The 23,536-nt window shown below is 58.6% G+C and carries 14 protein-coding genes, 1 tRNA gene, 1 other RNA gene and 2 pseudogenes; all 18 read right to left on the reverse strand.

All coding sequences use genetic code 11. The features are described from left to right. Positions 1 to 5: 5 nt before the first annotated feature. A complete protein-coding gene (bcsD, locus tag FHW76_RS14730; RefSeq protein WP_008806909.1) occupies positions 6 to 482 on the reverse strand; it encodes a cellulose biosynthesis protein BcsD in 477 nt (158 codons plus the stop codon). Beyond that, positions 482 to 4,534 (reverse strand): cellulose biosynthesis protein BcsC, encoded by a 4,053-nt coding sequence (locus FHW76_RS14735; protein WP_032755975.1) that lies wholly within the window; start codon positions 4,532 to 4,534, stop codon positions 482 to 484. The genes bcsD and FHW76_RS14735 overlap by 1 nt, the downstream gene beginning before the upstream one ends. Continuing rightward, positions 4,534 to 6,966: a cellulose biosynthesis cyclic di-GMP-binding regulatory protein BcsB gene (gene bcsB / locus FHW76_RS14740; RefSeq protein ID WP_023298323.1), complete on the reverse strand. Its 2,433-nt coding sequence runs from the start codon at positions 6,964 to 6,966 to the stop codon at positions 4,534 to 4,536. Before bcsB ends, FHW76_RS14735 begins: the two co-directional genes overlap by 1 nt. After that, positions 6,963 to 9,074: a UDP-forming cellulose synthase catalytic subunit gene (gene bcsA, locus FHW76_RS14745; protein WP_012967083.1), complete on the reverse strand. Its 2,112-nt coding sequence runs from the start codon at positions 9,072 to 9,074 to the stop codon at positions 6,963 to 6,965. The genes bcsB and bcsA overlap by 4 nt, the downstream gene beginning before the upstream one ends. A 19-nt stretch (positions 9,075 to 9,093) precedes the next feature. Further along, positions 9,094 to 9,886 (reverse strand): annotated as a pseudogene (locus tag FHW76_RS14750) (cellulose synthase operon protein YhjQ/BcsQ). A gap of 1 nt (position 9,887) precedes the next feature. Beyond that, entirely contained in the window at positions 9,888 to 10,424 is a 537-nt protein-coding gene (gene bcsO / locus FHW76_RS14755; protein ID WP_016161937.1) for a cellulose biosynthesis protein BcsO, read from the reverse strand. A 316-nt stretch (positions 10,425 to 10,740) separates the two neighbouring features. Beyond that, positions 10,741 to 10,914: pseudogene (locus FHW76_RS14760) on the reverse strand (hypothetical protein); the annotation flags it as partial. A 24-nt stretch (positions 10,915 to 10,938) separates the two neighbouring features. After that, entirely contained in the window at positions 10,939 to 11,952 is a 1,014-nt protein-coding gene (dppF, locus tag FHW76_RS14765) for a dipeptide ABC transporter ATP-binding subunit DppF (protein ID WP_012540348.1), read from the reverse strand. After that, positions 11,949 to 12,932, reverse strand: coding sequence for a dipeptide ABC transporter ATP-binding protein (gene dppD, locus FHW76_RS14770; RefSeq protein WP_012540347.1), 984 nt, complete (start codon positions 12,930 to 12,932; stop codon positions 11,949 to 11,951). Before dppD ends, dppF begins: the two co-directional genes overlap by 4 nt. A 10-nt stretch (positions 12,933 to 12,942) precedes the next feature. Beyond that, positions 12,943 to 13,845 (reverse strand): dipeptide ABC transporter permease DppC, encoded by a 903-nt coding sequence (gene dppC / locus FHW76_RS14775; RefSeq protein WP_008806901.1) that lies wholly within the window; start codon positions 13,843 to 13,845, stop codon positions 12,943 to 12,945. 9 nt (positions 13,846 to 13,854) lie between these two features. Continuing rightward, positions 13,855 to 14,874, reverse strand: a complete 1,020-nt coding sequence (gene dppB / locus FHW76_RS14780) for a dipeptide ABC transporter permease DppB (RefSeq protein ID WP_008806900.1) — start codon at positions 14,872 to 14,874, stop codon at positions 13,855 to 13,857. A gap of 134 nt (positions 14,875 to 15,008) precedes the next feature. Further along, on the reverse strand, positions 15,009 to 16,616 hold the full coding sequence (gene dppA, locus FHW76_RS14785; RefSeq protein WP_012540345.1) for a dipeptide ABC transporter periplasmic-binding protein DppA: 1,608 nt from the start codon (positions 16,614 to 16,616) through the stop codon (positions 15,009 to 15,011). An 836-nt stretch (positions 16,617 to 17,452) separates the two neighbouring features. Beyond that, positions 17,453 to 17,585: non-coding RNA, RtT sRNA (locus FHW76_RS14790), on the reverse strand. Between the two features lie 34 nt (positions 17,586 to 17,619). Then, a tRNA-Pro gene (locus tag FHW76_RS14795) sits at positions 17,620 to 17,696 on the reverse strand. A gap of 119 nt (positions 17,697 to 17,815) precedes the next feature. Beyond that, a complete protein-coding gene (locus tag FHW76_RS14800) occupies positions 17,816 to 19,210 on the reverse strand; it encodes an ankyrin repeat domain-containing protein (RefSeq protein ID WP_040968939.1) in 1,395 nt (464 codons plus the stop codon). A gap of 196 nt (positions 19,211 to 19,406) precedes the next feature. After that, positions 19,407 to 21,080 carry a kdo(2)-lipid A phosphoethanolamine 7''-transferase gene (gene eptB / locus FHW76_RS14805; RefSeq protein WP_016161940.1) on the reverse strand — a complete coding sequence of 558 codons (1,674 nt, stop codon included), beginning with the start codon at positions 21,078 to 21,080 and terminating at the stop codon, positions 19,407 to 19,409. A gap of 242 nt (positions 21,081 to 21,322) precedes the next feature. Then, positions 21,323 to 22,528: an MFS transporter gene (locus FHW76_RS14810; RefSeq protein ID WP_012540343.1), complete on the reverse strand. Its 1,206-nt coding sequence runs from the start codon at positions 22,526 to 22,528 to the stop codon at positions 21,323 to 21,325. Positions 22,529 to 22,767: 239 nt separating this feature from the next. Then, the gene (locus tag FHW76_RS14815; RefSeq protein ID WP_162493230.1) at positions 22,768 to 23,349 is read right to left on the reverse strand and encodes an autotransporter outer membrane beta-barrel domain-containing protein; all 582 of its coding nucleotides are present in this window, start codon (positions 23,347 to 23,349) and stop codon (positions 22,768 to 22,770) included. Positions 23,350 to 23,536: the final 187 nt, after the last annotated feature.

Below are 23,536 nucleotides of genomic sequence, written 5' to 3' on the forward strand. Positions count from 1 at the left end.
ACTCATTATGGATGGTAGTAAAGAAACTGAACGTCAGAGACAGAGAACACCCGCTCACGTTGTAAAACGACATGAGCACTGCCTCCCTGACTCTGCAGCCAGCGAGAATATAACCCCTCCAGTATGGCACAGAACGCGTTGCACCAGCGCACGCGTCCCGCGTCGTCCCGGCTGACCGGCAACGCCTGATGGCGCAGGCGCAGGCCATCCTCACCGACATCAATCGTCACCACGCCCCAGTGGAAATGGGTCAGCAGCCGGTTGATATTCGCCTCCAGCTCTCCCACCGTCTCCGACGCCGGCAGCGGATGGGTCTCCGCCAGCGAGGCGCCCATCTGACGCAGGAAGGGCTGGCTTTCCAGCTCGCCGGCATTATTTAACATACCTTCGACCATAATAACCAACAGATCGAACCATCCGGCAGGCGTCTGCTGTTGCTGGAACCAGGTCGTGACCACCGGGTTATTGTTCTCCGTCATCATCAATGATCTCCCAACATATAGCGGATATAGAGCCCGGCGGTGCTTTCGTTATAATCCCCGAAGGTGTCATAGCCAATCTGGCCCCCCAGCGTCATCTGTTTGTTAACCTTGTAGTCCGCCCCGGCGCGCAGGGTATAGCCGATGCCGCTCTTCGAGGTCGCGGAATAGTAGGCTTCCTTGGCAAACCCATTGCTCACCGCCGTCTCCAGGGTCTGCTGCCACTCCGAATTGGTCGGGAAATAGGCGCTCTTATCCTGACTGTAAGACTGGTAGCCCACCGAGCCGCCAAGCTTCATGGTCCAGTTATCATATTTCTCCGTCAGACTGACCGGCAGCGACACGCTGACATAGTTTTGCGGGCTAAAGTAGCCCCCCTGGCCATAGGTGAAGTAGCTGAGGTTCTTGGAATAATCCATATAGCTCATGCTCAACCCGGTCTGTAACTGGCGGTATTCGTCATGATAGGGCCGCAGATAGACCCCGGCATTGGCGTTAATGCTGGTGTTGCTGGCGACGTTCTGCCCCAGATAGCTGTATCCGCCACCGCCGACATAGAAGCCCGCGTCGCCGTCGTCATAGCTCAGCTGCAGGGTGCCGCCGTTTTTCGTCACCTGCCCCCAGGTTTTACCGGAATAAGTGTCCTTCAGACCAACGTAAGAAAGCAGGCTGTCGGTCAGTGAGCGGCGTTCGCCGGTCAGGATCAGCGACAGGTAGTTGCTCAGCTTAGGCGACCATTTCACCCCACCGACAACGGTATTGAGATCCTGGCCCAGCGGCGTGCTGCCAATATCGACGCGATAATCGTCACCGCTTAACGCCAGCGCCAGCTCGACGCCGTTAGCCTTCTGCGAATCGGTTGAGCCGCTGGTCTGGTCAACGTTCGGCTTAAGGCTGGAAGAGGCCAGATAGCTGGCGACCTGTCCCGAATCATAGCTCCCGAGCTTCGCCAGGTTTTCCATCCCGCTGCTGGTGGTCGGATTGAAATCTGCCGCATTCAGGGTGCCCAGGCCGCTTAAGGCTTCGGCCCCCGGATTGCTGGCAAAATAGGCCGTCCGCTCCGCCTCGGTCATCGAGGCGATCGCCGCCTGCTCGCTGGTGGCGGTACTCACCATATTGGAGACCGCGTTAGCCAGCGGGTTGGCGCCGTAGCGACGCCAGGCGTCGCCGCTGGCGGTTCCGGCGTTCAACGACACCGGGGTGACGGTAAAGTCAAAGCGCGAATCGCCAAATGGCGAAGAAGACCAGGTCAGCGGCGTCCGGAGCTCCGTCAGCTTGCTGGTACCCGATTCGCCGTCGCGCCCGCGCACGTCCATACCGCCCTGCAGCCAGCTGCCGGTTTTCTCCTGCAGCGACTCCATCATGGTGTCCACCTGGCGCAGCATCCGCGTCTCGGCGGTGTCCACTGGCAGATCGGGGCGCTGGATCCCCGGCAGCGTGGAACCGGGCGCGGCGGCCGACTGGGCGACCTGCCACGGCATATACTGCCCGTAGGCGGAGGCCGTTCGCGTCGGCGCCGACGTTTGCGACACGCCGATGAAGGGGTTATCCGCCGCCAGCACCCCGCCGACGGTTGGCGTTTCGCTGCTGTTGGTGCTTTGCATACCCAGCAGTTTGCCGCGGGCGCTACGCAGGTAGGTCATCGCCTGCTGATGATGGCCCTGCGCCTCTGCGACTCTCGCCAGCAGCAGTAAGCGATCCGGGGAGTTATCCTGGCGCAAGCCGCCGGCCAGCTGTTCGGCGCGATCGTTATTCCCCGCCGACAGCGCCACGTCGATGGCCCCGGCGCGCGCATCCTGGTTCGGCGTATCGCGCGTCATCAGGTAGTCATAAACCACCCCGGCCTCTTTATTCATTTTGCCGCTCTGGTACAACCGCGCCATCGCGAACATCAGATCGGTATTCTGCGGGTCGCTTTGCATGGCGCGGATCAGCTTGTCATACGCCGCGGCGTAGTTGCCCTGCTCACGCAGGCGATCGGCTTCGTTGATCACATAGCCATTGCGAATGCTCGCCAGCTGCGTCGGCGTACTGCTGGCCTGCAGCTGCGGATTGCTGAGCAGGTTCTGCGCCTCGCCGGTCAGCCCGGCCTGATTCAGCACCGCAATCTGATCGGCGTAATCACCGGCGTTGCCGGACACCCCGCTGCTGATATTGTTGCGCACCAGCGAGACCGCGGTAGTCAGATCGCCGCTCTCGGCCAGCAGCCGCGCCAGCTTGCCGGCGTCCGCCGGGGCTTTCGGCGGCGTGGAGGCCATCGCCCGCAGGGTATTGCTGGCGGCAGTGCGGTTGCCCTGCGCCAGATAGTTTTCGGCGGTCGCCAGCTGCAGGTTGTAGTTCACCCGCTGGCGTAAATCGCGCATGTCGCTGGTCTGGCTGCCGCCGGGAATGCGCGCCAGCAGCGTCTGCGCCTGCTGCCAGGCGCCGTTTTCGCTGGCAAACAGGGCGGCGGCATACAGCGCATTGTTGCTGGCGCCCGGGCGATAGGCCGCCGACATCAGCGAAGAGGCCTCGCTACCGTTACCCGATTTTTGCAACAGCCGGGCCAGATCGAGGCGCAGCCAGGGATCGTCCGGATAGCGGGCGACGCCTTCGCGCAGAGTGGCAATCGCGCCGCCTGGATTACCGCTGCTGACCTGCGCCTGGGCCTGACGGCGCACGGCATCGCCCGGCATACCGGCCACCACCCGAGGCTGCAGTTTTTGCTGCAGGCTCTGGGGGAGCGTCTGCAGCATCGCCTGCGCCTCGGCGGATTTATTCTGCTCGCGCAGCACGTAATAGAGGTTTTCCCGCCCCGCCGCGTTCTGCGGATCGTCGCTTAACAGCGAGCGTAGCGTTTGCTCCGCCTGGGGCAAATCTTTGTTATGCCGCAGCACATCGGCGCGGAACAGCTTCGCCGAGGCGCCCCGCGCCCCGCTCTGCTGCGCCAGCGGCGCGGAGAGCGCCAGCGCCTGGCTAATATTGCCCTGCTTATAAGCCTGCTGAGCCTGCGCCAGCTGGCCGTAGAACAGCGCATCGGCCGCCTGCTGACGACGGGTCGCCGAGGCGTCGCCGCCGAGATCCGCCGCCCGGCTCAAATACTGTGACGCGGCCTGGTAGTCGCCGCTGCGCTGCGCGATATAACCCATGCCCGCCAGCGCATCGGCATCCTGCGGGTTGGTCTGCAGCACCTCTTCAAATTGCTGCTTCGCGGCGGCGGTATTGCCGCTGTTGAGATTGGCATAGCCCTGGCCGCGCGCCTGACCGCTGCGCCGTTCGCGAAAGTAATTCTGGACTTCACTATCCTGCGGATGCCGCTGCATCCAGGTATCGTAATACTGCTCATCCCCGGCCTGCGGGCCCAGCCAGAGCAGCGCCTGACGCAAGCCGCTGTCCGCCTCTTTATTGCCGCTGGCCATCGGCTCAAGCAGAGCGATCCCTTCCCGGCGGGTCTCTTCCCGCCAGGTTAAGGCTTTGCCCAGCGCCACCCGCGGGGCGTTCTCCTGCGGATGCTGGGCCACGTACTGGCGCAGTTCGCTGATGGCCTGCGGATAAAGCGATTTGTCGCTGGCCATGGTCAGGTAATATTCCGCCGCCAGCCCGGCAGGCGGCGTATTGCCATTAAACATGCTGCGCCAGGTCGCCAGCGCCCCGGGAATATTGCCGCCGCGCGCCTGCTGGCGGGCCAGGCTGAGCTGCCCCTGCGGCACCTGCGACATCTTTTTAGCGTTGTCTAAATCCTGCAGCCCCGGGCTGTCCGGCGCCGCTTTCGCCAGCCGGGCGCGCCACTGCGCCGCCGCCTGCATATCGCCACCCTGCTGCGACCAGAGCGCCATCAGATACAGCGCCTGGGTGTTATTGGCATCGACCGAAAGCACCTTCTGCAGCGACTCCATCGCCAGTTCGTCATGGGATTTCTCATGCCAGTAGTTGGCCTGGGCGAACAGCGCCTGCAGCGCCGCGTCGTTACCTGCCGCCAGCGCGCCGCCAGAAGCACCGAGAGTCAACGCGCCGGTGAGGCAGAACGTCGTGAGCCGGCGGGAGGTTTTCATCGTTATTGTTATCTTTCTTTTCATTAGTTATCCCCCGAACCCAGACGCTTACGGGCATGACGTTTAAACATCGCGGTCAGCGCCAGTCCCATTATCGAGGTGGCAATCAGCCCCAGCACCGCCAGGAAACCGGAATGCTGGCTGGCATACCAGACAGCCATCATGTACCACGGCATCTGACCGCTGGGGAACGGCGTGCTGACCTGGAAGCTGCGCACCCCGTTATCACTGGTGATCACCGCGGTATCGCCACGGATCCCGGCGTTGATACGCGGCGAGTCCAGATCGGTCTTCAATCGCGCCAGCTGGTCATCATTGCTGGCCATCGCCACCACCACCAGGCGAGTCGCGTTCCACGGCGAACGATAGCTGATGAACCCGCGCCAGGCGCTGCTGGACGAGAAGTAGCGATCGGCATCGAGGCTGGCCGAGGTCCAGTCGCCGGTGAGCCGACGCTGCACTTTTTGCCACAGGTCAGGCTCACGGACGCTCAGTGTGTTATCCACCGGACGATACGGTGAATCAGCCAGCAGGCTCTGGTTAAAGGCCTGCTGATCGAGAGCGGTGACCGCCAGCACGTCACGTTCGCGCAGCGACTGCAGATCCGCGCCACCGGTCGGCATCCCGAGCACGACGCGGTTATTCGCCAGCGCAGTGCCGGTCGCATTTCCGGAGCGCGCCGCCAGATTCAGCAGGGTGGCCACCTGGGTCTCAGACGGGTCCGCCGGCAGCATAAGCGTCGTTTGCGAATAGTCCGCCAGTCGCGAGAAAGGGAATGAGGCGCCAACGAAATAGGAGAGGTTTGGCAGCAGCGAGAAGTGTCGCGTTTTGCTCAAATCAATCCAGGAATCGTCAGTGATCCGGCTCTTGATATTGTTATTCAGCAGTACCGAGCACGGAACATCGTCCTTCGGCACCACATTGAAGTACATCGACAGCTGGTTATCGCCGTAGATCAGGTAAGGTGCCAGCGGGATGGTAAAGCGCTCCTGGCGCGCATCGCCCCCGAGGTGGCGCCAGACTTTCTCCAGCGGCCCCTGCTTGTTCATCGCCAGGTTATTGAGGAAAGTGCCGTTGAGCGTGACGCTCAGCAGGGACTTGTCCTCATTAATCCAGCTTTCCGACGGGAAGCGGTAGCCAACCTGCAGCGGGATCGTCTCGCCATCCCAGAGATAGAGGTCGGGCGCGGCGCGAAAGGCGATACGTAAAGGCTCATGCCAGACGCCGCTGACGGTCGGGCTTTGATCCTTACGCAACAGCTCGCTGAGCCTGACCGGACGATCGGTGGGGATCCAGCGCGGCGCATCGTACGCTTTACCAACCGGGATGGTCTGCGGTTCGACATCCAGCGTCGCGGTTTGCGGGGCGAAGTTGCCGCGGGTCAAACGCCAGGCGGCCATGCGCAGCGCGGTATCGTTTTTACCGACAATCAGCAGCAGTTTGTAGGCCGGATTGGCGGGGTTGGCGATGACGCGCAGCAACGGTTTATCGGTTTCCGGCAGCGTCATGCCGCCCACCTGCTCGCCCGGATGGCCAATCACAATACCATGGCGTTCCGGCAGGCGATCGCGCAGGGCGCTGAAGGCGATGCCGCGATAGTCCGCCTGGATACCCAGCCATGAAGAGACCAGCGCCGCGGCGCTGAAGACGTCAGCCGACGGCTTCGCCCCATAGGCGACCGCGATGTCCGCCGGGGTCATCTGCATACTGTCAAAGAAGGGGCGTGGGAAGTGGCTCAGGTCGTCGCTGATGTTCAGTTGCTGGCTTTCCCAGCTGAAATGCGACGTGGGCAGCACCGTCACCCGCGACGAATCATGGATGTCACGCTGGCACTGCAGGATATCGCCATCGTTGATCTTCACGCTCAGGTTATTGCTGGAGACCATCAGCGCGGGCGGAATATCCAACTGATAATGGGAGACATCCTCGCCATCGGCACCCAGCGGCAGAGTGCCGAGGGGCTGACCGTTGAGCATCAGCTGCAGGGTGGCGTTGCGGCTCGCCATTTCCGGCGATACGCGGACGGCAAGGCTGAGCTGGGAATGGATCACCACCTGGTCGGAAGGCAGCGTAAAGCTAACGCCCCCCTGCCGCTGGCCGCCGCTGAGGATAATGCCGTCCGGCATCCCCATTTGCGCCAGATTCAGATCGCCTCCCCAAACCGGGGCGACGGGGATGACATCGGGCGCAACCGTGTCGCTCACCGGCGGGGTTACTACGGGCATCTCAGGCACAGGCGTTGTCAACGCCGCATCGCCTGCGGGGGCGGGCGCTACCGCTGGCGTGGCCTCTTCCGGAGCGGCCGCCGGAGGTTCGTCACCGGGCTCATTGTCCACCGCGCCGTTGAGCTGCGGAAAACTCAGCGGGGTTGAAGCGCCGGCAGCCGGCTCTTCACTGTGCAGCGCTGGCGCAGAGAACATCCCTGCCAGCAGCGCCAGCGTCGTTAATCGCTTCATAACGTCCCATCCTCCTGCGCCGTTTTCGCCACATCCGTCCGGCTGCGCTGGCTGCGACGGGTTTTCCACGTCAACCAGAACAGTTCGAACACGCAGCGCAAAATAGTGAAGAAGGAGCGAAACGGGTTATCCTGCGGGCGCGGCGGATTAATCCAGGCATCCGCGCGGGCCAGCACCACCCGCACCAGTTCACGGCGGCGCGAGAGAGGAATATCTTCATCAAACTTGAGGCGCAGGAAGCGCTCGTCTGAGGTGACCAGCTGAGCCGGAATGGAGATAGCCCCGGACTGCAGGATCAGCTCAATCTCTTCGATATCATCCTCCAGATGGCGCATATCCGGCGCGGCCACGCGGCAGCCGCCCATCGACAGGTCCGCGGTATGGCTGCGGGAAACGATACCGCTGGCGTAATGGATCACCACCGGAATGTCGACATCGATACGAATGGTTTTTCGCACCTGCCGCGTTTCGCGCGCTACGGCAATCGCCGCCAGCAGGAAGATCAGACTGTAGATCCCCCACCCGACGTTGAGGGCGATAACGTTGGGATCCGAGCCAAAGTAGTCATGGCCAATCGCCCGGACGATGCCGACCACCACCCCCAGGGCCAGCAGGCAGGCCACCACCAGGTGCGGCCGCACCACGGTGAAATCGAAGTAGCCGACGTCAAGCAGCCCACCCTTATCGGTAACGTTGAATTTGCCGCGTTTGGGGAAAATCATCGTCACCAGTGTCGGCAGCACCAGGTGGAAGGCCAGCACAATATCGTAGATCTCCCCCCAGAAGCTGTAGCGATAGCGGCCGTTCATTCGCGAACCAACGTAAATAGCGAGGAACAGATGCGGCAGGGCATAGGAGACAATCAGGCTCGCTGAAGAGTAAATAATATTGAGGTTAAACAGCAGATAAGCCAGCGGGGCGGTGACAAACACCACCCTCGGGAGCGCGAACTGGTAGTAGAGCATGGCGCTCAGGTAGCACAAGCGCTGCTGGAAGGTCAGGCCGCGACCAAACAGGGGATTATCGACGCGAAAGATCTGCGTCATCCCGCGCGCCCAGCGGGTTCGCTGGATGACGTGCACCACCAGACGTTCGGTGGCGAGACCAGCCGCCAGCGGAATATCGAGAAAGGCCGACTTCCATCCCAGACGCTGAAACTTCAGCGCCGTATGGGCATCTTCGGTCACCGTTTCGACAGCGAAACCGCCGATCTGCGCCAGCGCCTCGCGGCGGATCACCGCGCAGGAGCCGCAGAAAAAGGTGGCGTTCCAGTTGTCGTTCCCCTGCTGAATCGGGCCATAGAACAACATCCCTTCGTTCGGGATGTTGCGCCCGACGGAGAGGTTACGTTCAAACGGGTCCGGGGAATAGAAATAGTGCGGCGTCTGCACCAGAGCCAGCATCGGATCTTTCAGGAAACCGCCGACGGTGGCCTGCAGGAAGACGCGCGTGGCGACGTGGTCGCAGTCGAAAACGCAGATAAGCTCCCCGTGGGTCAGGGTCAGCGCATGGTTAAGGTTCCCCGCTTTGGCGTGCTTGTTGTCGTTACGGGTGATATAGCCCACGCCGACGTCGGCGGCGAACACGGCAAACTCACTGCGTTTGCCATCATCCAGAAGATAGATCTTCATTTTATCTTTTGGATAATCAATGCATTGTGCCGCCAGGACGGTATCGCGCACCACCTCTAACGGTTCGTTATAGCTCGGAATATAGATATCGACCGTCGGCCACTTGCTCATATCATCCGGCAGTGGAACAATGCCGCGCTTCAGCGGCCAGACCGTCTGCAGGTAGTTAAGCAGCAGCATCACCCAGATATAGACCTCCGCCAGAAAGAGTCCCATTCCGAGAATGGCTTCAATGGACGAGTTGAAGTGCAGGGTCTGCGTGAGGCGAAAATACATGTAACGCGTGGACATCAGCAGCGACGTGACGACCATAATGACCGATACGCTGCGGCGCTTGCTGAAGCCCATCAGAAAGAGAATACCGATACTTAGCAGACCAAAAATATACTGCTTTTGGCTGTCCATCGGCGTGATCACCACCAGCACGGCGACGGGAGACAGCACCAGCGCCAGCAACCAAAAAAGAGATTTTTTCATTCAGCAGCCCTGCAATAAGTTAAAGCCCTGACATGCGTGGCTGGCTGTGCACCGTGCCATCGCCAATGTGGATACCCAACAGCGAAGATATTTTTTTAGCCATGATTTCAATATCAAAGGCCGCTGCGGAGGAGGCGTTGAAGTCCAGGATCGACTTCTGCGAGGCATTAGCCTCTACCACGCTTTCATCACGATGGATCACGCCAAGCAGTCGCTCGCCCAGTTTCTCTTCCATCAGGCTGGTGACGTCCCGGCTGACCTGGCGACGGCTATCGCTTTGGTTTATGACGAAATAGTGCCCGTGCTTATGATTCAGCGCCCCGCCGGTCAGGCGCTGCTTTTCCACGTGCGCCAGGGTCGACATTGAGGCGGTATCCGCCAGCAGCGGGATCAGATGCAGATCCGCCAGCCCCGTCAGGGCCTTCAGCGCCGGTGAAGGCCCTGGCGGCATATCGGCGATGGTGATAAGCCCGGGATAGTTGAGCAGCGCCGAAAGACCGCGCTGGAGAAAATGGTCATTGTGGGTCAGTTGCTCATCAAACGCCTGACGCTGCGCCTCGCTCACTTCGCCGTAAGGCAGGACGAAAATATTGCTGCCGGCGCTCAGCACACACTGGCTCCAGTCATGCAGTTCCAGCGCCTTCGCCACGTAGCCCCGCTCATCGCTCAACGGCACGCCAAAATGCAAACGCAGCGCGTTCTGGACGTCAAAATCCAGCGCCAGGACTTTGCTGCCGGTCCGCGCCAGCGAATAAGCTAAATTGGCCGCAAGGGTCGTTTTCCCCACGCCACCTTTCGGTGAACAGACGCAAATCAACGGCATGTAGCGATCCTTTCCAGAAGAGATTTCAAAGGCTGGTCTTTATTTTTCGCCACCGGCTCCGCGGTTTTTGCCGCGAACAGGTGGGCATAGTTGTCGGCGCCCGGCGCAGGCCGCGGGGCCATCCTCGGCGGCGGGGACATCACCGGTTCAGGTACTGGCGTCGCTGCCAAGGGCTCTGACGTCATCGCCGGCGCCGGAGCGACAGGTTCCGGCATTGCAGGTTCTGCGACCGGCAGTGGGATCGCGGCAATAACTGGGGGGACTGGCGCAACCGGAGGTGATGCTGGCGCGGCGACCACAGGGTCGACACGCTGGAAGAGATCCGCAGGCACGGGCTGCGGCAGCGGCGCGGAGACCGACCCTCCCAGCGCCAGAGAAGCGGGTTTCCCGGCGTCGGGATTCAGCTGATTGAGGATCGCCCAATCCCCATGTTCCCGCGTGGCGGCTTGCGAAGAAAGATCCTGAAATTTGAGGTTTTGCGTCCGCGTTTTTTCTTGAAAGCGCTGCAGATCATCATAATGGTTCATTGATAACCTCATGATTTTAAAAATTTCATATTAAGTTTGTTGTTATTTTCTGGGTATATTAAAAATATCGTGACGCTTCTGGTATGGCAGATAAAGCGCCGGTGGTGACGTACCAATACACACGATTGACAGGGTTATAATAGTTTAGAATTTGATTTTTGGGATGATTCCACGGCAGAAGTATCGCTACACTAACACTTCCCTTTCAGAAGGATAGCCCCATTTTTTAGGTATGCGTACATCCTTAACCCCCGCAACCATCGCGCTTCCCAGTCGTTTTTATATAAAAGTATTACGCCATGATGAAATCATAGCGTCAGTTGAGCGAAAGAATAAACCTGAACCATTTTAATTTCTCTTTAATTCTATAAAAATGGACTGAAAGGCTTATTTTTTCGGATAATCGACGAAGAATGCTCCGAGAGTATGGCAGAAACTGCGGTAATAAACGGTGTTGCCAGGTTTCCTCTCCGGCGGAAGAGAAACTCCCGGTCCTGGGACCGGGAGTGTGCCATCAGGCGTGGGGTTTTTGCGGATTCTCATCCTGATCGACGGCAAAGCAGGCTACCAGCTGGCCGCCGTAATCCTTAAGCTGCGGCTGAAGCTGGGTGCAGGGACCAAAGCGTCGACGGCAGCGCGCGTTAAAGGCGCAGCCCGGCGGTGGATTCAGCGGGCTCGGCAGTTCGCCGGTCAGCTTGATCCGCTCGCGCCGATCGTCCGGATTCAGACGCGGCGTCGCCGACAACAGCGCCTGGGTGTACGGATGACGCGGATTGTTGAAGATCTGGTCCTTGGTGCCCTTCTCCACGCAGCGGCCGAGATACATCACCATCACTTCATCAGCGATGTGCTCGACGACCGACAGGTCGTGGGAGATAAACACGTAGGACAGCCCTAAATCCTGCTGCAGATCCATCATCAGGTTCAGCACCTGGGCACGTACCGAAACGTCCAGCGCGGAAACCGGCTCATCGGCAATCACCACGTCCGGATCCAGCATCAGCCCGCGGGCAATAGCGATACGCTGGCGCTGACCGCCGGAAAACATATGCGGGTAGCGATCGTAATGCTCGGTTTTCAGGCCGACCTTCGCCATCATCGCCAGCGCTTTTTCACGGCGCTGCTCTTTACTCAGGCTGCTGTTAATCAACAGCGGCTCTTCCAGAATCTGCCCCACTTTTTTACGCGGGTTTAGCGAACCATACGGGTTCTGGAACACAATCTGGATTTTCTGCCGCCGCAGCTTCTGCGCCTGCGGGTCGTGCTTAAGCAGATCCTGCCCCTGATAATACAGCTCACCGCCGGTGGGGATCTCAATCATTGTCAGCAGACGACCGAGGGTCGATTTGCCGCAGCCCGACTCCCCCACCACCGCCAGCGTTTTACCACGCTCAAGGGTAAAGGAGACGCCGTCCAGTGCTTTCACCAGTCGTTCCGGGGCGAATATTCCCTTCTTCACCGGGTAGTGTTTTTTCAGATCAATGGCCTGCAACAGCGGTTGTTGCGCGGCGGCCTTTTGCGTACTCATAATCCAGGCCTCCCGGCATCATCGAGTGGGTAGTGACATTTAGACTGACGGCCGCCGGTAAGATCCGCGAGCGCGGGCTCTTCGCTCCGGCATTTATCCGTGGCATAGGGGCAGCGCGGGTTCAGCAGACAGCCGACAGGACGGTCATATTTCCCCGGCACCACGCCCGGCAGCGACGCCAGACGCGCCTTATCCTGGGCGAACTCCGGCAGCGCGCGCAGCAGCGCCTGGGTGTACGGATGACGCGGCGCGCGGAAGATATCCTTCGCATCACCGGTCTCCACCACCTGACCCGCATACATGACGATAATTTTATGCGCCGCCTCGGCCACCAGCGCCAGGTCGTGGGTGATCAGCACCAGCGCCATATTCTCTTGCTGCTGCAACTCCAGCAGCAGCTCGATGATCTGCGCCTGAATAGTCACGTCCAGCGCGGTGGTCGGTTCATCGGCAATCAGCAGTTTTGGCCGACAGGCAATCGCCATCGCGATCATCACGCGCTGACTCATCCCGCCGGAAAGCTGGTGCGGGTAAACGTCGAGCCGCGACGCCGGATCGGGAATGCCCACCAGGTTCAGCAGGTCGATGGCCCGCTGACGGCGAGTTTGCTTATTGCCGCCCTGATGAACTTTGATCGCTTCCATAATCTGGTAGCCGACGGTATAGCACGGATTGAGGCTGGTCATCGGATCCTGGAAGATCATCGCCACTTCCGCCCCCACCAGCTGACGCCGCTCTTTTTCAGAGATGCGCTGCAGGTCGCGGCCATTGAACTCCAGTTTGTCCGCCATCACCCGGCCGGGATAGTCAATCAGGCCCATAATCGCCAGCGAACTGACGGATTTACCGGAACCGGACTCCCCCACAATACCGACCACTTCACCCTGATTCACGCTATAGCTGATGCGGTCTACGGCGCGGAACGGCGCGTTCTCATCGCCGAAATGCACCGATAATTTATCTACATTTAATAACGCCATCTCGAACCTCTTACTGCTTCAGTTTGGGATCGAGCGCGTCACGCAGACCGTCACCCATCAGGTTAAATGCCAGCACCGTCAGCAGGATCGCCACGCCCGGGAAGGTCACCACCCACCAGGCGCTTTGCGCGAACTGCAATACGTCGGAGAGCATGGTGCCCCACTCAGGCGTCGGCGGCTGCGCGCCCATGCCGAGGAACCCCAGCGCTGCCATGTCGAGAATGGCGTTAGAAAAGCCCAGCGACGCCTGAACGATCAGCGGCGCGAGACAGTTGGGAAGAATATTGACGAACATCTGGCGCATCGCGCCGGCGCCCGCTACGCGGGAAGCGGTCACGTAGTCGCGGTTGACCTCCACCAGCACCGCGGCGCGCGTCAGACGCACATAGTGCGGGAGCGCCACGAAGGTTAGCGCCAGCGACGCGTTGACGATAGATGGCCCGAAGATAGCCACCAGCACCAGCGCCAGCAGCAGGCTCGGCAGCGCCAGCATAATATCGACGACGCGCATAATGATGGAATCCACCACCCCGCCGAAATAGCCCGCCACCAGGCCGAGCACCACGCCAAGGATCAGCGACAGGACCACCACCAGGCAGCCCACCAGCAGCGACAGGCGGGCGCCGTACATCAGACGCGACAGAATATCGCGGCCCACGTCGTCGGTACCAAGCAGATGCGCCAGGCTGCCGCCATCCTGCCAGAACGGCGGCGCCAGCAGCGAATCACGGAACTGATCCGCCGGGTTATACGGGGCGAGGAAGTTGGCGAACACCGCGATGATAATCATCACCGCCACGTACACCAGACCGACGACCGCGCCTTTGTTGCGTTTGAAATAGTGCCAGAACTCCTGCAGCGGGGTCATTGGCACCGGTGCAGCAATAGCTTTATTCTCAGAAACTTGTGACATGATGGCCCCTTACTTCTTATGCCGGATACGCGGGTTCACCACGCCATACAGCAGGTCGACCAGCAGGTTGACGAGGATAATCATCGTCGCCACCAGCAGCACCCCGCCCTGCACCACCGGATAATCGCGACGCTGCAGCGCGTCGATCAGCCAGCGGCCTAAACCAGGCCATGAGAAAATGGTTTCCGTCAGGATGGCGCCCGCCAGCAGCGTGCCCACCTGCAGGCCAATGACCGTGACCACCGGCAGCATCGCGTTGCGCAGCGCGTGGACCACAATCACTCGCATCCGGGTCAGCCCTTTGGCGCGCGCGGTACGAATATAGTCTTCGCCGAGCACTTCCAGCATCGACGAACGGGTCATACGCACAATCACCGCCAGCGGGATGGTGCCCAGCACGATAGCCGGCAGGATCATATGCATTAAGGCGTCAATAAAGTCGCCCTGCTCGCCCCAGATGGCGGTGTCGATCAGCATGAAGCCGGTCAGCGGCAGAGTATCGTCAAGGAACACCGTATCGCTGATACGCCCGGAGACCGGCGTCAGGTTCAACTGCACCGAAACCAGCATAATCAGCATCATGCCCCACCAGAAGATAGGCATGGAGTAGCCGGTCAGCGCCAGACCCACGGCGGTGTGGTCAAAGATGGATCCGCGTTTTACCGCAGCCAGCACGCCCACCGGAATACCGACGGCGACAGCGAAAATCATCGCGCAAACGCCCAGCTCAAGGGTGGCTTTAAAGCGCGGGACAAACTCTTGCCACACGGGAATGCGGCTTTTCAGCGAGATGCCTAAATCACCGTGCAGTACGCCCCAAATGTAATGGGCATATTGCTGCCACAGCGGCTTATCAAGGCCCATTTCGGCCAGCAGCTGCGCGTGACGCTCGGGGGAAATACCACGTTCACCCGCCATAATCATCACCGGATCGCCGGGGATCATATGGACGAAGGCAAAGGTGAGAAGGGTGATACCGATAAATGTCGGGATGACGAGTCCCAGACGTCGGAGAATAAACTGCAACATAACCCGGATTCTCTCTAGTGACGCCCCGCCTGGCGACAGGGCGTCTGTATTGCTCACAAAAGCATTCCCCGGAATAGCGGGAATACGCCCCCTACCTCTCCCGCGCGGGGAGAGGAGGTCAGGCATCGTGCTTATTATTCGACGGAGACGTTATCGAAGTGGTGTTTGCCCAGCGGATCCACCACATAGCCTTTGACTTCTTTACGCACCGGCTCATAGACGGTGGAGTGGGCGATGATCAGCGCCGGAGCCTGGTCATGCATCACTACCTGAGCCTGTTTGTACAGTTCAATACGCTTGTTGTGGTCGTCGGTAGCGCGGGCCGGCTGAATCAGATCTTCAAACGGCTTATAGCACCAGCGCGAGTAGTTGGAGCCGTCTTTCGCTGCGGCGCAGCTGAACAGGGTCGCGAAGAAGTTATCCGGATCCCCGTTGTCACCGGTCCAGCCCATCATTACGGTCTGGTGCTCGCCCGCTTTCGCCCGCTTCAGATATTCACCCCACTCATAGGTGACAATCTTGGCCTGGACCCCGACTTTCGCCCAGTCAGCCTGGATCATTTCAGCCATACGGCGAGCATTCGGGTTGTACGGACGCTGTACTGGCATTGCCCACAGGTCGATGGTGAAGCCTTTTTCCAGGCCCGCTTCTTTCAGCAGCTGTTTCGCCTTCTCCGGATCGTAGGTGTAATCCTTAACGTCGTCGTTATAGCCCCACATAGTCGGCGGGATCAGGTTCTTCGCCGCCTGGCCTGCGCCCTGGTAAACGGCTTTGATGATCGCTTCTTTGTTGACCGCGTAGGTCAGCGCCTGACGAACTTTGACGTCGTCCAGCGGTTTCTTCTCGGTGTTGAAGGAGAGATAACCGACGTTCAGGCCCGGCTGTTCCAGCAGGGTAATGTTCTTATCTTCCTTCATGCGCGCGATGTCCGCCGGGTTCGGGTACGGCATCACCTGGCACTCATTTTTCTGCAGTTTGGCATAGCGCACGGAAGCGTCCGGGGTGATGGAGAAGACCAGACGATCGATCTTCGGCTTGGTACCCCAGTAGCCCGGGAAGGCTTTATACAGAATGCGGGAATCTTTCTGGTACTGCAGCAGCTGGAATGGGCCGGTACCGATTGGATTGAGGTCCACTTTTTCCGGCGTGCCAGCTTTCAACATGTTATCGGCATACTCTTTCGACAGGATGGAGGCGAAGTCCATGGCCAGGTCAGCGAGGAACGGCGCTTCCGGGCGAGTCAGGACGAACTGGACGGTTTTATCGTCCACTTTCTTCACTTCGCTAATCAGGTCCGGTAACCCCATCCCTTCAAAGTATTCATAGCTGCCGCCAGAAACTTTATGGTACGGGTTATTGGTATTCTTCTGGCGATCGAAGGAGAACACGATGTCATCGGCGTTCAGGTCACGGGTGGGTTTGAAGTCTTTATTATCTTGCCACTTCACGCCCTGGCGCAGATGGAAAGTATAGGTTTTGCCATCAGGACTGACTTCCCATTTCTCAGCAAGCCCTGGAATAACTTCCGTGGTACCGGTTTTAAATTCGACCAGGCGGTTATAGATCGGTACGGAACTGGCGTCATAGGTGGTGCCAGAGGTGAAGAGCTGTGGGTTAAAGCCTTCCGGCGAGCCTTCAGAACAATAAACCAGGGTTTTCGCTTGCACGCTGGCGGCGACGGTCATGGCGACCAGGCTCAGACCAAGCTTCAGCATCCCTGATTTCTTCAAGGAAATACTCATTATTCTGCTCCAAAACTGTGATGTTGTTTGCATATATCCGCCGGACCTTTATTTATTTTTATTCGTCCTATTTCAAACAACGGATGCGTTGGCTGCGCTCGATCATCCCAGTCACATCGTTATCTATGCTCAGGGGAGCTCGTACACTTGCCGCCTTTCCGCAGCTCGAACTATTTAGAATATACCCGGTCCAGTCGGTGGTGCCCGAAGGCGTAGAGAGAGATGGGGATTCCTTTCGCAAAAACGACTGAGTTGCAGTACGGATTCTCCATGAAATGCCCCTCATGCCCTACAATCTGTCAACAGAATGGGGAAACGTCAATACAGCCAGCCGGGTTTTACATCCAGCGTGAGAAACGGCAGGCAAAGATTAAAAAAACTTCAAGGCGCTATTTTCAGCAGAGAAATTTATGCTACGGGTCAATAAGCAGAATAATGACCTTAATAATTTGCAACACGCAGAGGGAAACAATTCCAACAAATGAGAAAAATTTCTTGCCGTGTGACCAATATGTGAGCGATTAATAGCGCGAACGTTAAAGCGCACAGCGGAAAATGCTACATTTAGCCATAAGCTTCGCGAAAAAAGATCTGTTCATCGATAAAAAAATGCAATGGAAGATGTCACAAAATAGCGAATAGCTGGCTGGAAACGTGGGTAAAGTCGTTTATTGTGATTTTGGTGGAATTTTTGGCCAGTGGCGCACTGATGATGCCCGGCGGCGCTGCGCTTGCGCGGGCCTACGGAACACAAGTCGAACTCTGCCCCCGGAGGTTCTCATCCTCACAGGCCTCAGATGCAAAAAAGCCTGCTCGTTGAGCAGGCTTTTCGAATTTGGTCGGTGATAGAGGATGACTCACCACTTCGTGGCTCGCCCTGCGGGCCGTTGCTGACGCAACGTTCTCTCGCTTCGCTCGAGTCGAACCTCCTGCCCCCGGAGGTTCTCATCCTCACAGGCCACAGATGCAAAAAAGCCTGCTCGTTGAGCAGGCTTTTCGAATTTGGTCGGTGATAGAGGATTCGAACCTCCGACCCCTTCGTCCCGAACGAAGTGCGCTACCAGGCTGCGCCAATCACCGAATGCGGGGCGCATCTTACTGCTGGGATGCCTACCCGTCAATGCCTTATTTTCAAAAAATCGCTCAACCGGCGAGAAACTCAGCAGCCTGAGCAGCGAATCGCCGGTTGGTCATCGTTTTCAGCGGCAGGTCACCTCAAACGCTTTGCGATACTCGGATACCTTACAGGTCACCGGCTCACCGAGATAGGTCGAGCCCGCCGGGTTGAATTTAAATTCCCCCAGCAGCATCGTCAGTTCCCCCAGCTCCGGGCAGGATTGCTGATGACGCATAATATCCGGGCGGGTATCGTTATTCACCGCGCGGGCGATGTCGCTGTATGCCAGCTTGTCGGCAAAGGCATTAGCACAAAACTGCAGTTCGCTTTGCGCCATATGCGCGGCCTGCCCTTTCAGCTCGGCATGCTGCGCCAGCAGCAGCTGGCGAACCTCGCCGGCCCGGCTGTAACCGATCGCCGAATAGCCGGCCTTATTGCTGAGGTTGACGCTGGCGCCAGCCTCAAGCAGCGCCTCAACATTGGCTTTATTATTCATTTTGACCGCCAGCATCAGCGGGCTGAGGTCGTTGGCGGAGAGCTGGTCCACCTTTGCGCCGCGCTGCACCAGCGCCGCGATCACCGCAGGCGACCCCTGACCCGCCGCCACCTGCAGCGCCGTGAGTCCTTCACGGTTCGGCTTATCCACCTCCACACCGGAGGCCGACAGCGCCAGCACCAGATTGGGATCATCCCCCGCCGCCGCCAGCATCAGCGGGGTGGTGCCGGATTTATCCGCCAGGCTGGTGTCCGCCCCGGCGTTGGCCAGCGTCGTGATGGTTTCCGCCGAACGCGCGTGATCGACCGCGAGGAAAAAGGCCGATTCCCCTGACGCATTGACGGCCTTCACGTCCGCCCCGTGCCTGATCAGCAGCGCCACGATCTCGTCGACGTTCTTCTTAAACGCGCCGGGCGCCAGTTGTAACGCCATGTCTTCGGTCATCAGCGCGCGGTTACCCGTCGCCAGCGATTTCGCCGCCGTTGCGCCGACAATTTTATCCAGCGCGCTCTCCTTCTCGACAGGCGCATCGGGCTTTTTCATCGCCAGAATATGCTGATAGTCGTTTCTGACGTCCCCGCCGTCGGCAATGGCGGACATCAATGCCGTACTCTTCTCGACGCTGGTCTGATTTACCGACGCGCCGGCCTGGAGAAGATCGCCGATAATCGCGGCATCGCTGCCGCGCGCCGCCGCCAGCATCAGCGCCGTGACGCCCTGGCGCGTCTGGAGATTCGGCTTCGCCTGACGCTTAAGCAGTAACGCTACCACATCACGACGATTTTCCGCGGCAGCGACCATCAGGCCACTCAAGCCGGTTTTATCCTGACCATCCACATCAATGCCGTTATTCAGCATGGCTTCGATCGTCGCTGGCGCATCGTATTTACAGGCCAGCAGGAACTGGCTGGTCTCTTCCTCAGACTGGCAGCCCGCGAGCATCAACAGGCACAGTAAGGCCAACCCCTTTATCACCTTCATCCTTTCTCTCCATGAAAAGTTCGTGCACAGGGGGAGCGAGAAAACTGGAGGGTAATCAAAGAAGAAGAGGCAACCTGCCAGACACATCCACTGTGCGAAAAAAATCCCTCGCGCGGCGTCTGCCGGCGAGGGATTAGCTTATCCTGGGCTCAGGAAGGGAGAACAGACCCGAGAATCTGAAAATAAACCCCGTGCCTTACTTTTTCCACCGGCACCAGTTGTTATTCTCATTGATCCCGCCATCCGGCGAGGTATAGCCGAGACAGCCCATAATGGTGTCATACAGCTCGACGTGACGGCGCGGCACCTTCATCGCAGCCTGCTGCTGCAGATGGGCAAACGCGGCGGCATGATCGGGGTTCTCCAGGTATTTATCCGACATCCACACCATCATCGGCACGCGGAACTGCTCCGGCGGCGCCATCTTGCGCGGCGTTCCGTGCAGGTGTTCGCGTTCATTAATCGACTCCCCATGATCGGCGGCATAGAACACAATCGCTTTCTTATCCCGCAGCTGGTCGAGGACGCTGACGATAAAGTGATCGACGTAGGTCACGCTGTTATCGTAGGAGTTAATCAGCTCCGCTTTCGAGCACTTGTTGTCGACGCCAACGCACTCCGGCTTCCACTGGGCGAAGCTGCGCGGGTAGCGTTGGGTGTAGTTAAAGTGGGAGCCTTTGGTGTGGAGAATGATCAGGTGCTTACCGGAGGCGTTGCCCTGCGCCATACCGCGTTTCATCTCCTCCACCAGCAGCATATCGTCAACGCTCTTACCGCGGTTGCGCGGCTCGGCGCCAATTTGCTCGCGGTAGGCGATATTGTTGGCCATCGTGTTGCTGTAGAACCACATCTCGCTCTGCATGGCATAGAGATTGCCGTTGAAGCCCAACTGATGAAGCACGGCAAAGACGTTCTGCTCTTTGAGCGTTCGCTGCGGGTTATCCTCCGCCCCGCCCTGACGCACAAACATACAGCGTAACGACAGCTTGGTGGCGGTATCGCAGGAGTAGCCGCGGAAGGCGACAAGATTCTTCTCTTTCTCCAGCTCTGGCGTGGTATTGCGGCTATAGCCGAGGATACCCATATGGTCCCAGCGGGTCGTTTCGCCAATGATAAACACCACGTAGGTGTCATCCAGGCCTTCCGGCGCGACGTAGGTAAACTTCTTCGCCGGGTTAATCAGCGATTTATTATCCGAGGATTCATCCACCTGCGCCCAGGCGTACAGCCCCAGCGCCGACAGCCAGTTTGATGGCAGATAGGAGTTGGCGATCACCCCGCCATAGCTCGGCATATCCACTTCCGAATGGCGCTCCACATCATGCTGACGCAGCTCAAGCAGGCGGATGGGACCCCAGACAATGAGTCCGGCCAGCACGACGATCAATACGTTTTTAACCCGCTGACCCGGGGTGCGCAGTTGGCGCAGCAGCGTATGGCGGCAGCGGTTGCTCCAGATGAACAGCAGCGGCGGCGCGCTCACCACCACCAGCCAGAGGATCAGGTGCCAGCCAATGACCTCTTTCGACAGGTCGATATCGGTGGTCATCACCGAAGCGATAATTCCGTAGCCAATCACCACATTGAGGAACGTCATGTAATAACTGGCGGCGGCGGAAAACAGGACAATCAGCGTCGCCAGAATGCGCCAGATGCGGCGACCAAACAGTGACAGCAGACGTAACAGGAAGAAGGTGACAAAGACCGTGGCGACCAGTTCAACGACACCGGAAAGCCCTTTCCAGAAAGTGAACTCTTGAGCATAACCATCGAAACGCCGGAAAAAAACGGCGATGTTCATAAACCAGCCGATGTACAGCGCCAGCCAAAAACTAAGCTTCTGCTGCGTCATCGTTCTAATATATTTCATGCAAGCAAACCTGGAAAAAGAAGAATAAAACACCGCCTGACGCTGTGGCACGAGTCAGTAGGCTAATAGGGTGCGTTAGGGTTGGTTATCAGAAACCTCTACAAAGCGCGATAAGTAGACCACAGGGAACGGGAAAAGTATCAGGAGGGAATGTGATCCAGCCAAACATTTACAAAACATTTGGCTGGATTGGCACTATTTGCTTAGGGGATTAACCAGGGGCACGTTTCGCGCTGCAGGTTTCAGGCGTGCGCCTCGCTATAAACACTGCCTTTCGGCTGACGGATGGTGGTGGACAGCGCCAGCGACAGTATCAGCAGGGCGAAGATCACGCAGAAGGTCACGTAGAAGCCGCCGAACAGCGAAGCGATGAGAGAGCCGCAGATGCTGCCGATACCAAAGCCCAGATAAATCACGCCGTAGTTTTTCGCCAGATTGTTCAGGCCAAAGAACTCACTCACCAGCGACGGGAAGACGGTGATGGTGCCGCCGAAGTTAAAGGCGACGCAGGCGATGGCGGCGAAGAAAGTCATGGCATTCAGCGGGGCGAACAGCAGCGCGGCCATCCCTACCAGCGACACGATCTGACCGAGGGTAATCACACGAATGCGGGAGATCTTGTCGGACAGGATGCCTAACACCAGGCGGCCGCTGAGGTTAGCAATCGAGATAACGGTTACCGCGTTTGCCGCCGTGGCGACATCCAGGTGGACCATCCCCTGGGCAATATCTTTCGCCACGCCAATCACGTACAGTCCGCTCATGCAGGCCGTCAGGAACATCACCGCCAGCATCCAGTACTGCGGTTTGCGCATCGATTCGGCGAGAGTAAAGTCATTTTCCACGACGCCGTTGGCCGCGGTGGTCGCCGTATGATTCGGCGCATCTTTCATCAGGGTCGCGCCAAAGACGATCATCACCAGCACGATAGCGCCCCAGATGACGAAGGTTTTTTCCAGGCCGACGGTGGCCAGCAGATGGGAATCAATGAATTTGAACCCCAGGCTGCCGAGCCCATAGGAACCAATGGAGAAAGCAGAGATCAGCCCTTTACGCTCCGGGAACCACTTCACGCAGTTCGACAGGGTCAGCAGATAGCCGGCGCCGTCCGCCAGCCCCACCAGCACGCCCGCGCTCAGCCACAGCATCATCAGGCTGTTGGAGTGCGCGGTCAGGAAGAAGCCCAAACCGAGCAGTATCCCGGAGGCCATGGTCACACGCTTAACGCCAAAGCGTTCCTGCAACTTCCCGGCGACCGACGAGGAGAGCGCCAGCCCGAGGCTCAGCAGGCCAAAGGAGAAAGCCACCTGGCTGACCGGCTCGCCCAGTTTGTCAGACAGCGAACTATTAAACAGGCTCCAGGTATAGACCGAACCGAGAGCAAATTGGGTGATGATGGTGCCGATTAGCGTAAGCCAGCGGGTCGATTGACGGTTTGCAGCGTTCATAGCAGTTGTCCTGATAAATTAACTGCCGCCACAATAGCGAAGGCCCCTCATCCTGTGGGGAAAAAGGCATGAACTGCCACCAGCAGGGAATGAAATGCATTAATGGCGGAACGAATGACATTGCAAAACATTCATTCCGCGAATTTCAGGAAAAAAGTTAGTGTGCGCTATCTCACAGAAATGCGCCATTACTGAGATTTAACAATAACCGCGTCGTTTCAAACGCGTAACAATATCGGTCAAAAGTTGGCGCTGACGCCCATCAGATAGAGCGTATTTTCCCCGGATGGGACATTGTCCGCCTGCGACAGCGTCGCCCATGCCGCAACATGGGATCCCAACCGCATATCGGCGCCCAGGGTGACATCACTCCAGCCGCCCTCTCTGGCGCGGGTCGTCGGCGACCAGGCATCGCTGGTAAGCGACTGGTTATAGCTCACCTGAGCCCAGGGATGCACGCCCCACAGCGACTGATAATCCATGCGCCAGCCGAGCGTGTTGACATACCCCGTCTCGCCAGCGCTTCTCGTCACTGGCGCGGTGACGTCACTGCGCAGGCTGGCCACCGGCCCGGAGGTCATGCCATTTGCCAGCAGATAATTCCAGCCAACGCTCTGACCACGGCTGCTGTCCGGTGGCGCCAGCGCCTGGTTTAATGCCAGCCCGCCAGGCGTCTCTGAGGACTTCATCCGCTCAGCGAGAATATCTTCGTAACGTGGTTGGTGATCGCTATCCCATGTATAGCGTTCCGGCGTATTACTTTTTGTATCGATAGCGATATATTCCTGTTGCCAGGCATTCGCTCCAGAGACACACGTCATCCAGACGGATACGCTCGCCGGGAACAAGAAGCCCCGGAGGCCATTGCATTTCTTTATTATCATTAATGCGACTCCAGAAAAGAGCCGAATCGGCAATATTGCTGTGTTTTTTTTGGGGATACGATTTCCCTGTATTAACTATTATCTTTATCTTTCAGCCGTCAAGCCGGGGCGTCCACTTTTTTAG

Source organism: Klebsiella sp. RC2, from assembly GCF_014192815.1.
Lineage (GTDB): Bacteria > Pseudomonadota > Gammaproteobacteria > Enterobacterales > Enterobacteriaceae > Klebsiella > Klebsiella variicola.

Bases quoted from the DNA above. Each gene is read 5' to 3' on its own strand.
- bcsD (WP_008806909.1), bottom strand. From the start codon at position 482: ATGATGACGGAGAACAATAACCCGGTGGTCACGACCTGGTTCCAGCAA.
- FHW76_RS14735 (WP_032755975.1), bottom strand. From the start codon at position 4,534: ATGAAAAGAAAGATAACAATAACGATGAAAACCTCCCGCCGGCTCACG.
- bcsB (WP_023298323.1), bottom strand. From the start codon at position 6,966: ATGAAGCGATTAACGACGCTGGCGCTGCTGGCAGGGATGTTCTCTGCG.
- bcsA (WP_012967083.1), bottom strand. From the start codon at position 9,074: ATGAAAAAATCTCTTTTTTGGTTGCTGGCGCTGGTGCTGTCTCCCGTC.
- bcsO (WP_016161937.1), bottom strand. From the start codon at position 10,424: ATGAACCATTATGATGATCTGCAGCGCTTTCAAGAAAAAACGCGGACG.
- dppF (WP_012540348.1), bottom strand. From the start codon at position 11,952: ATGAGTACGCAAAAGGCCGCCGCGCAACAACCGCTGTTGCAGGCCATT.
- dppD (WP_012540347.1), bottom strand. From the start codon at position 12,932: ATGGCGTTATTAAATGTAGATAAATTATCGGTGCATTTCGGCGATGAG.
- dppC (WP_008806901.1), bottom strand. From the start codon at position 13,845: ATGTCACAAGTTTCTGAGAATAAAGCTATTGCTGCACCGGTGCCAATG.
- dppB (WP_008806900.1), bottom strand. From the start codon at position 14,874: ATGTTGCAGTTTATTCTCCGACGTCTGGGACTCGTCATCCCGACATTT.
- dppA (WP_012540345.1), bottom strand. From the start codon at position 16,616: ATGAGTATTTCCTTGAAGAAATCAGGGATGCTGAAGCTTGGTCTGAGC.
- FHW76_RS14800 (WP_040968939.1), bottom strand. From the start codon at position 19,210: ATGAAGGTGATAAAGGGGTTGGCCTTACTGTGCCTGTTGATGCTCGCG.
- eptB (WP_016161940.1), bottom strand. From the start codon at position 21,080: ATGAAATATATTAGAACGATGACGCAGCAGAAGCTTAGTTTTTGGCTG.
- FHW76_RS14810 (WP_012540343.1), bottom strand. From the start codon at position 22,528: ATGAACGCTGCAAACCGTCAATCGACCCGCTGGCTTACGCTAATCGGC.
- FHW76_RS14815 (WP_162493230.1), bottom strand. From the start codon at position 23,349: ATGACGTGTGTCTCTGGAGCGAATGCCTGGCAACAGGAATATATCGCT.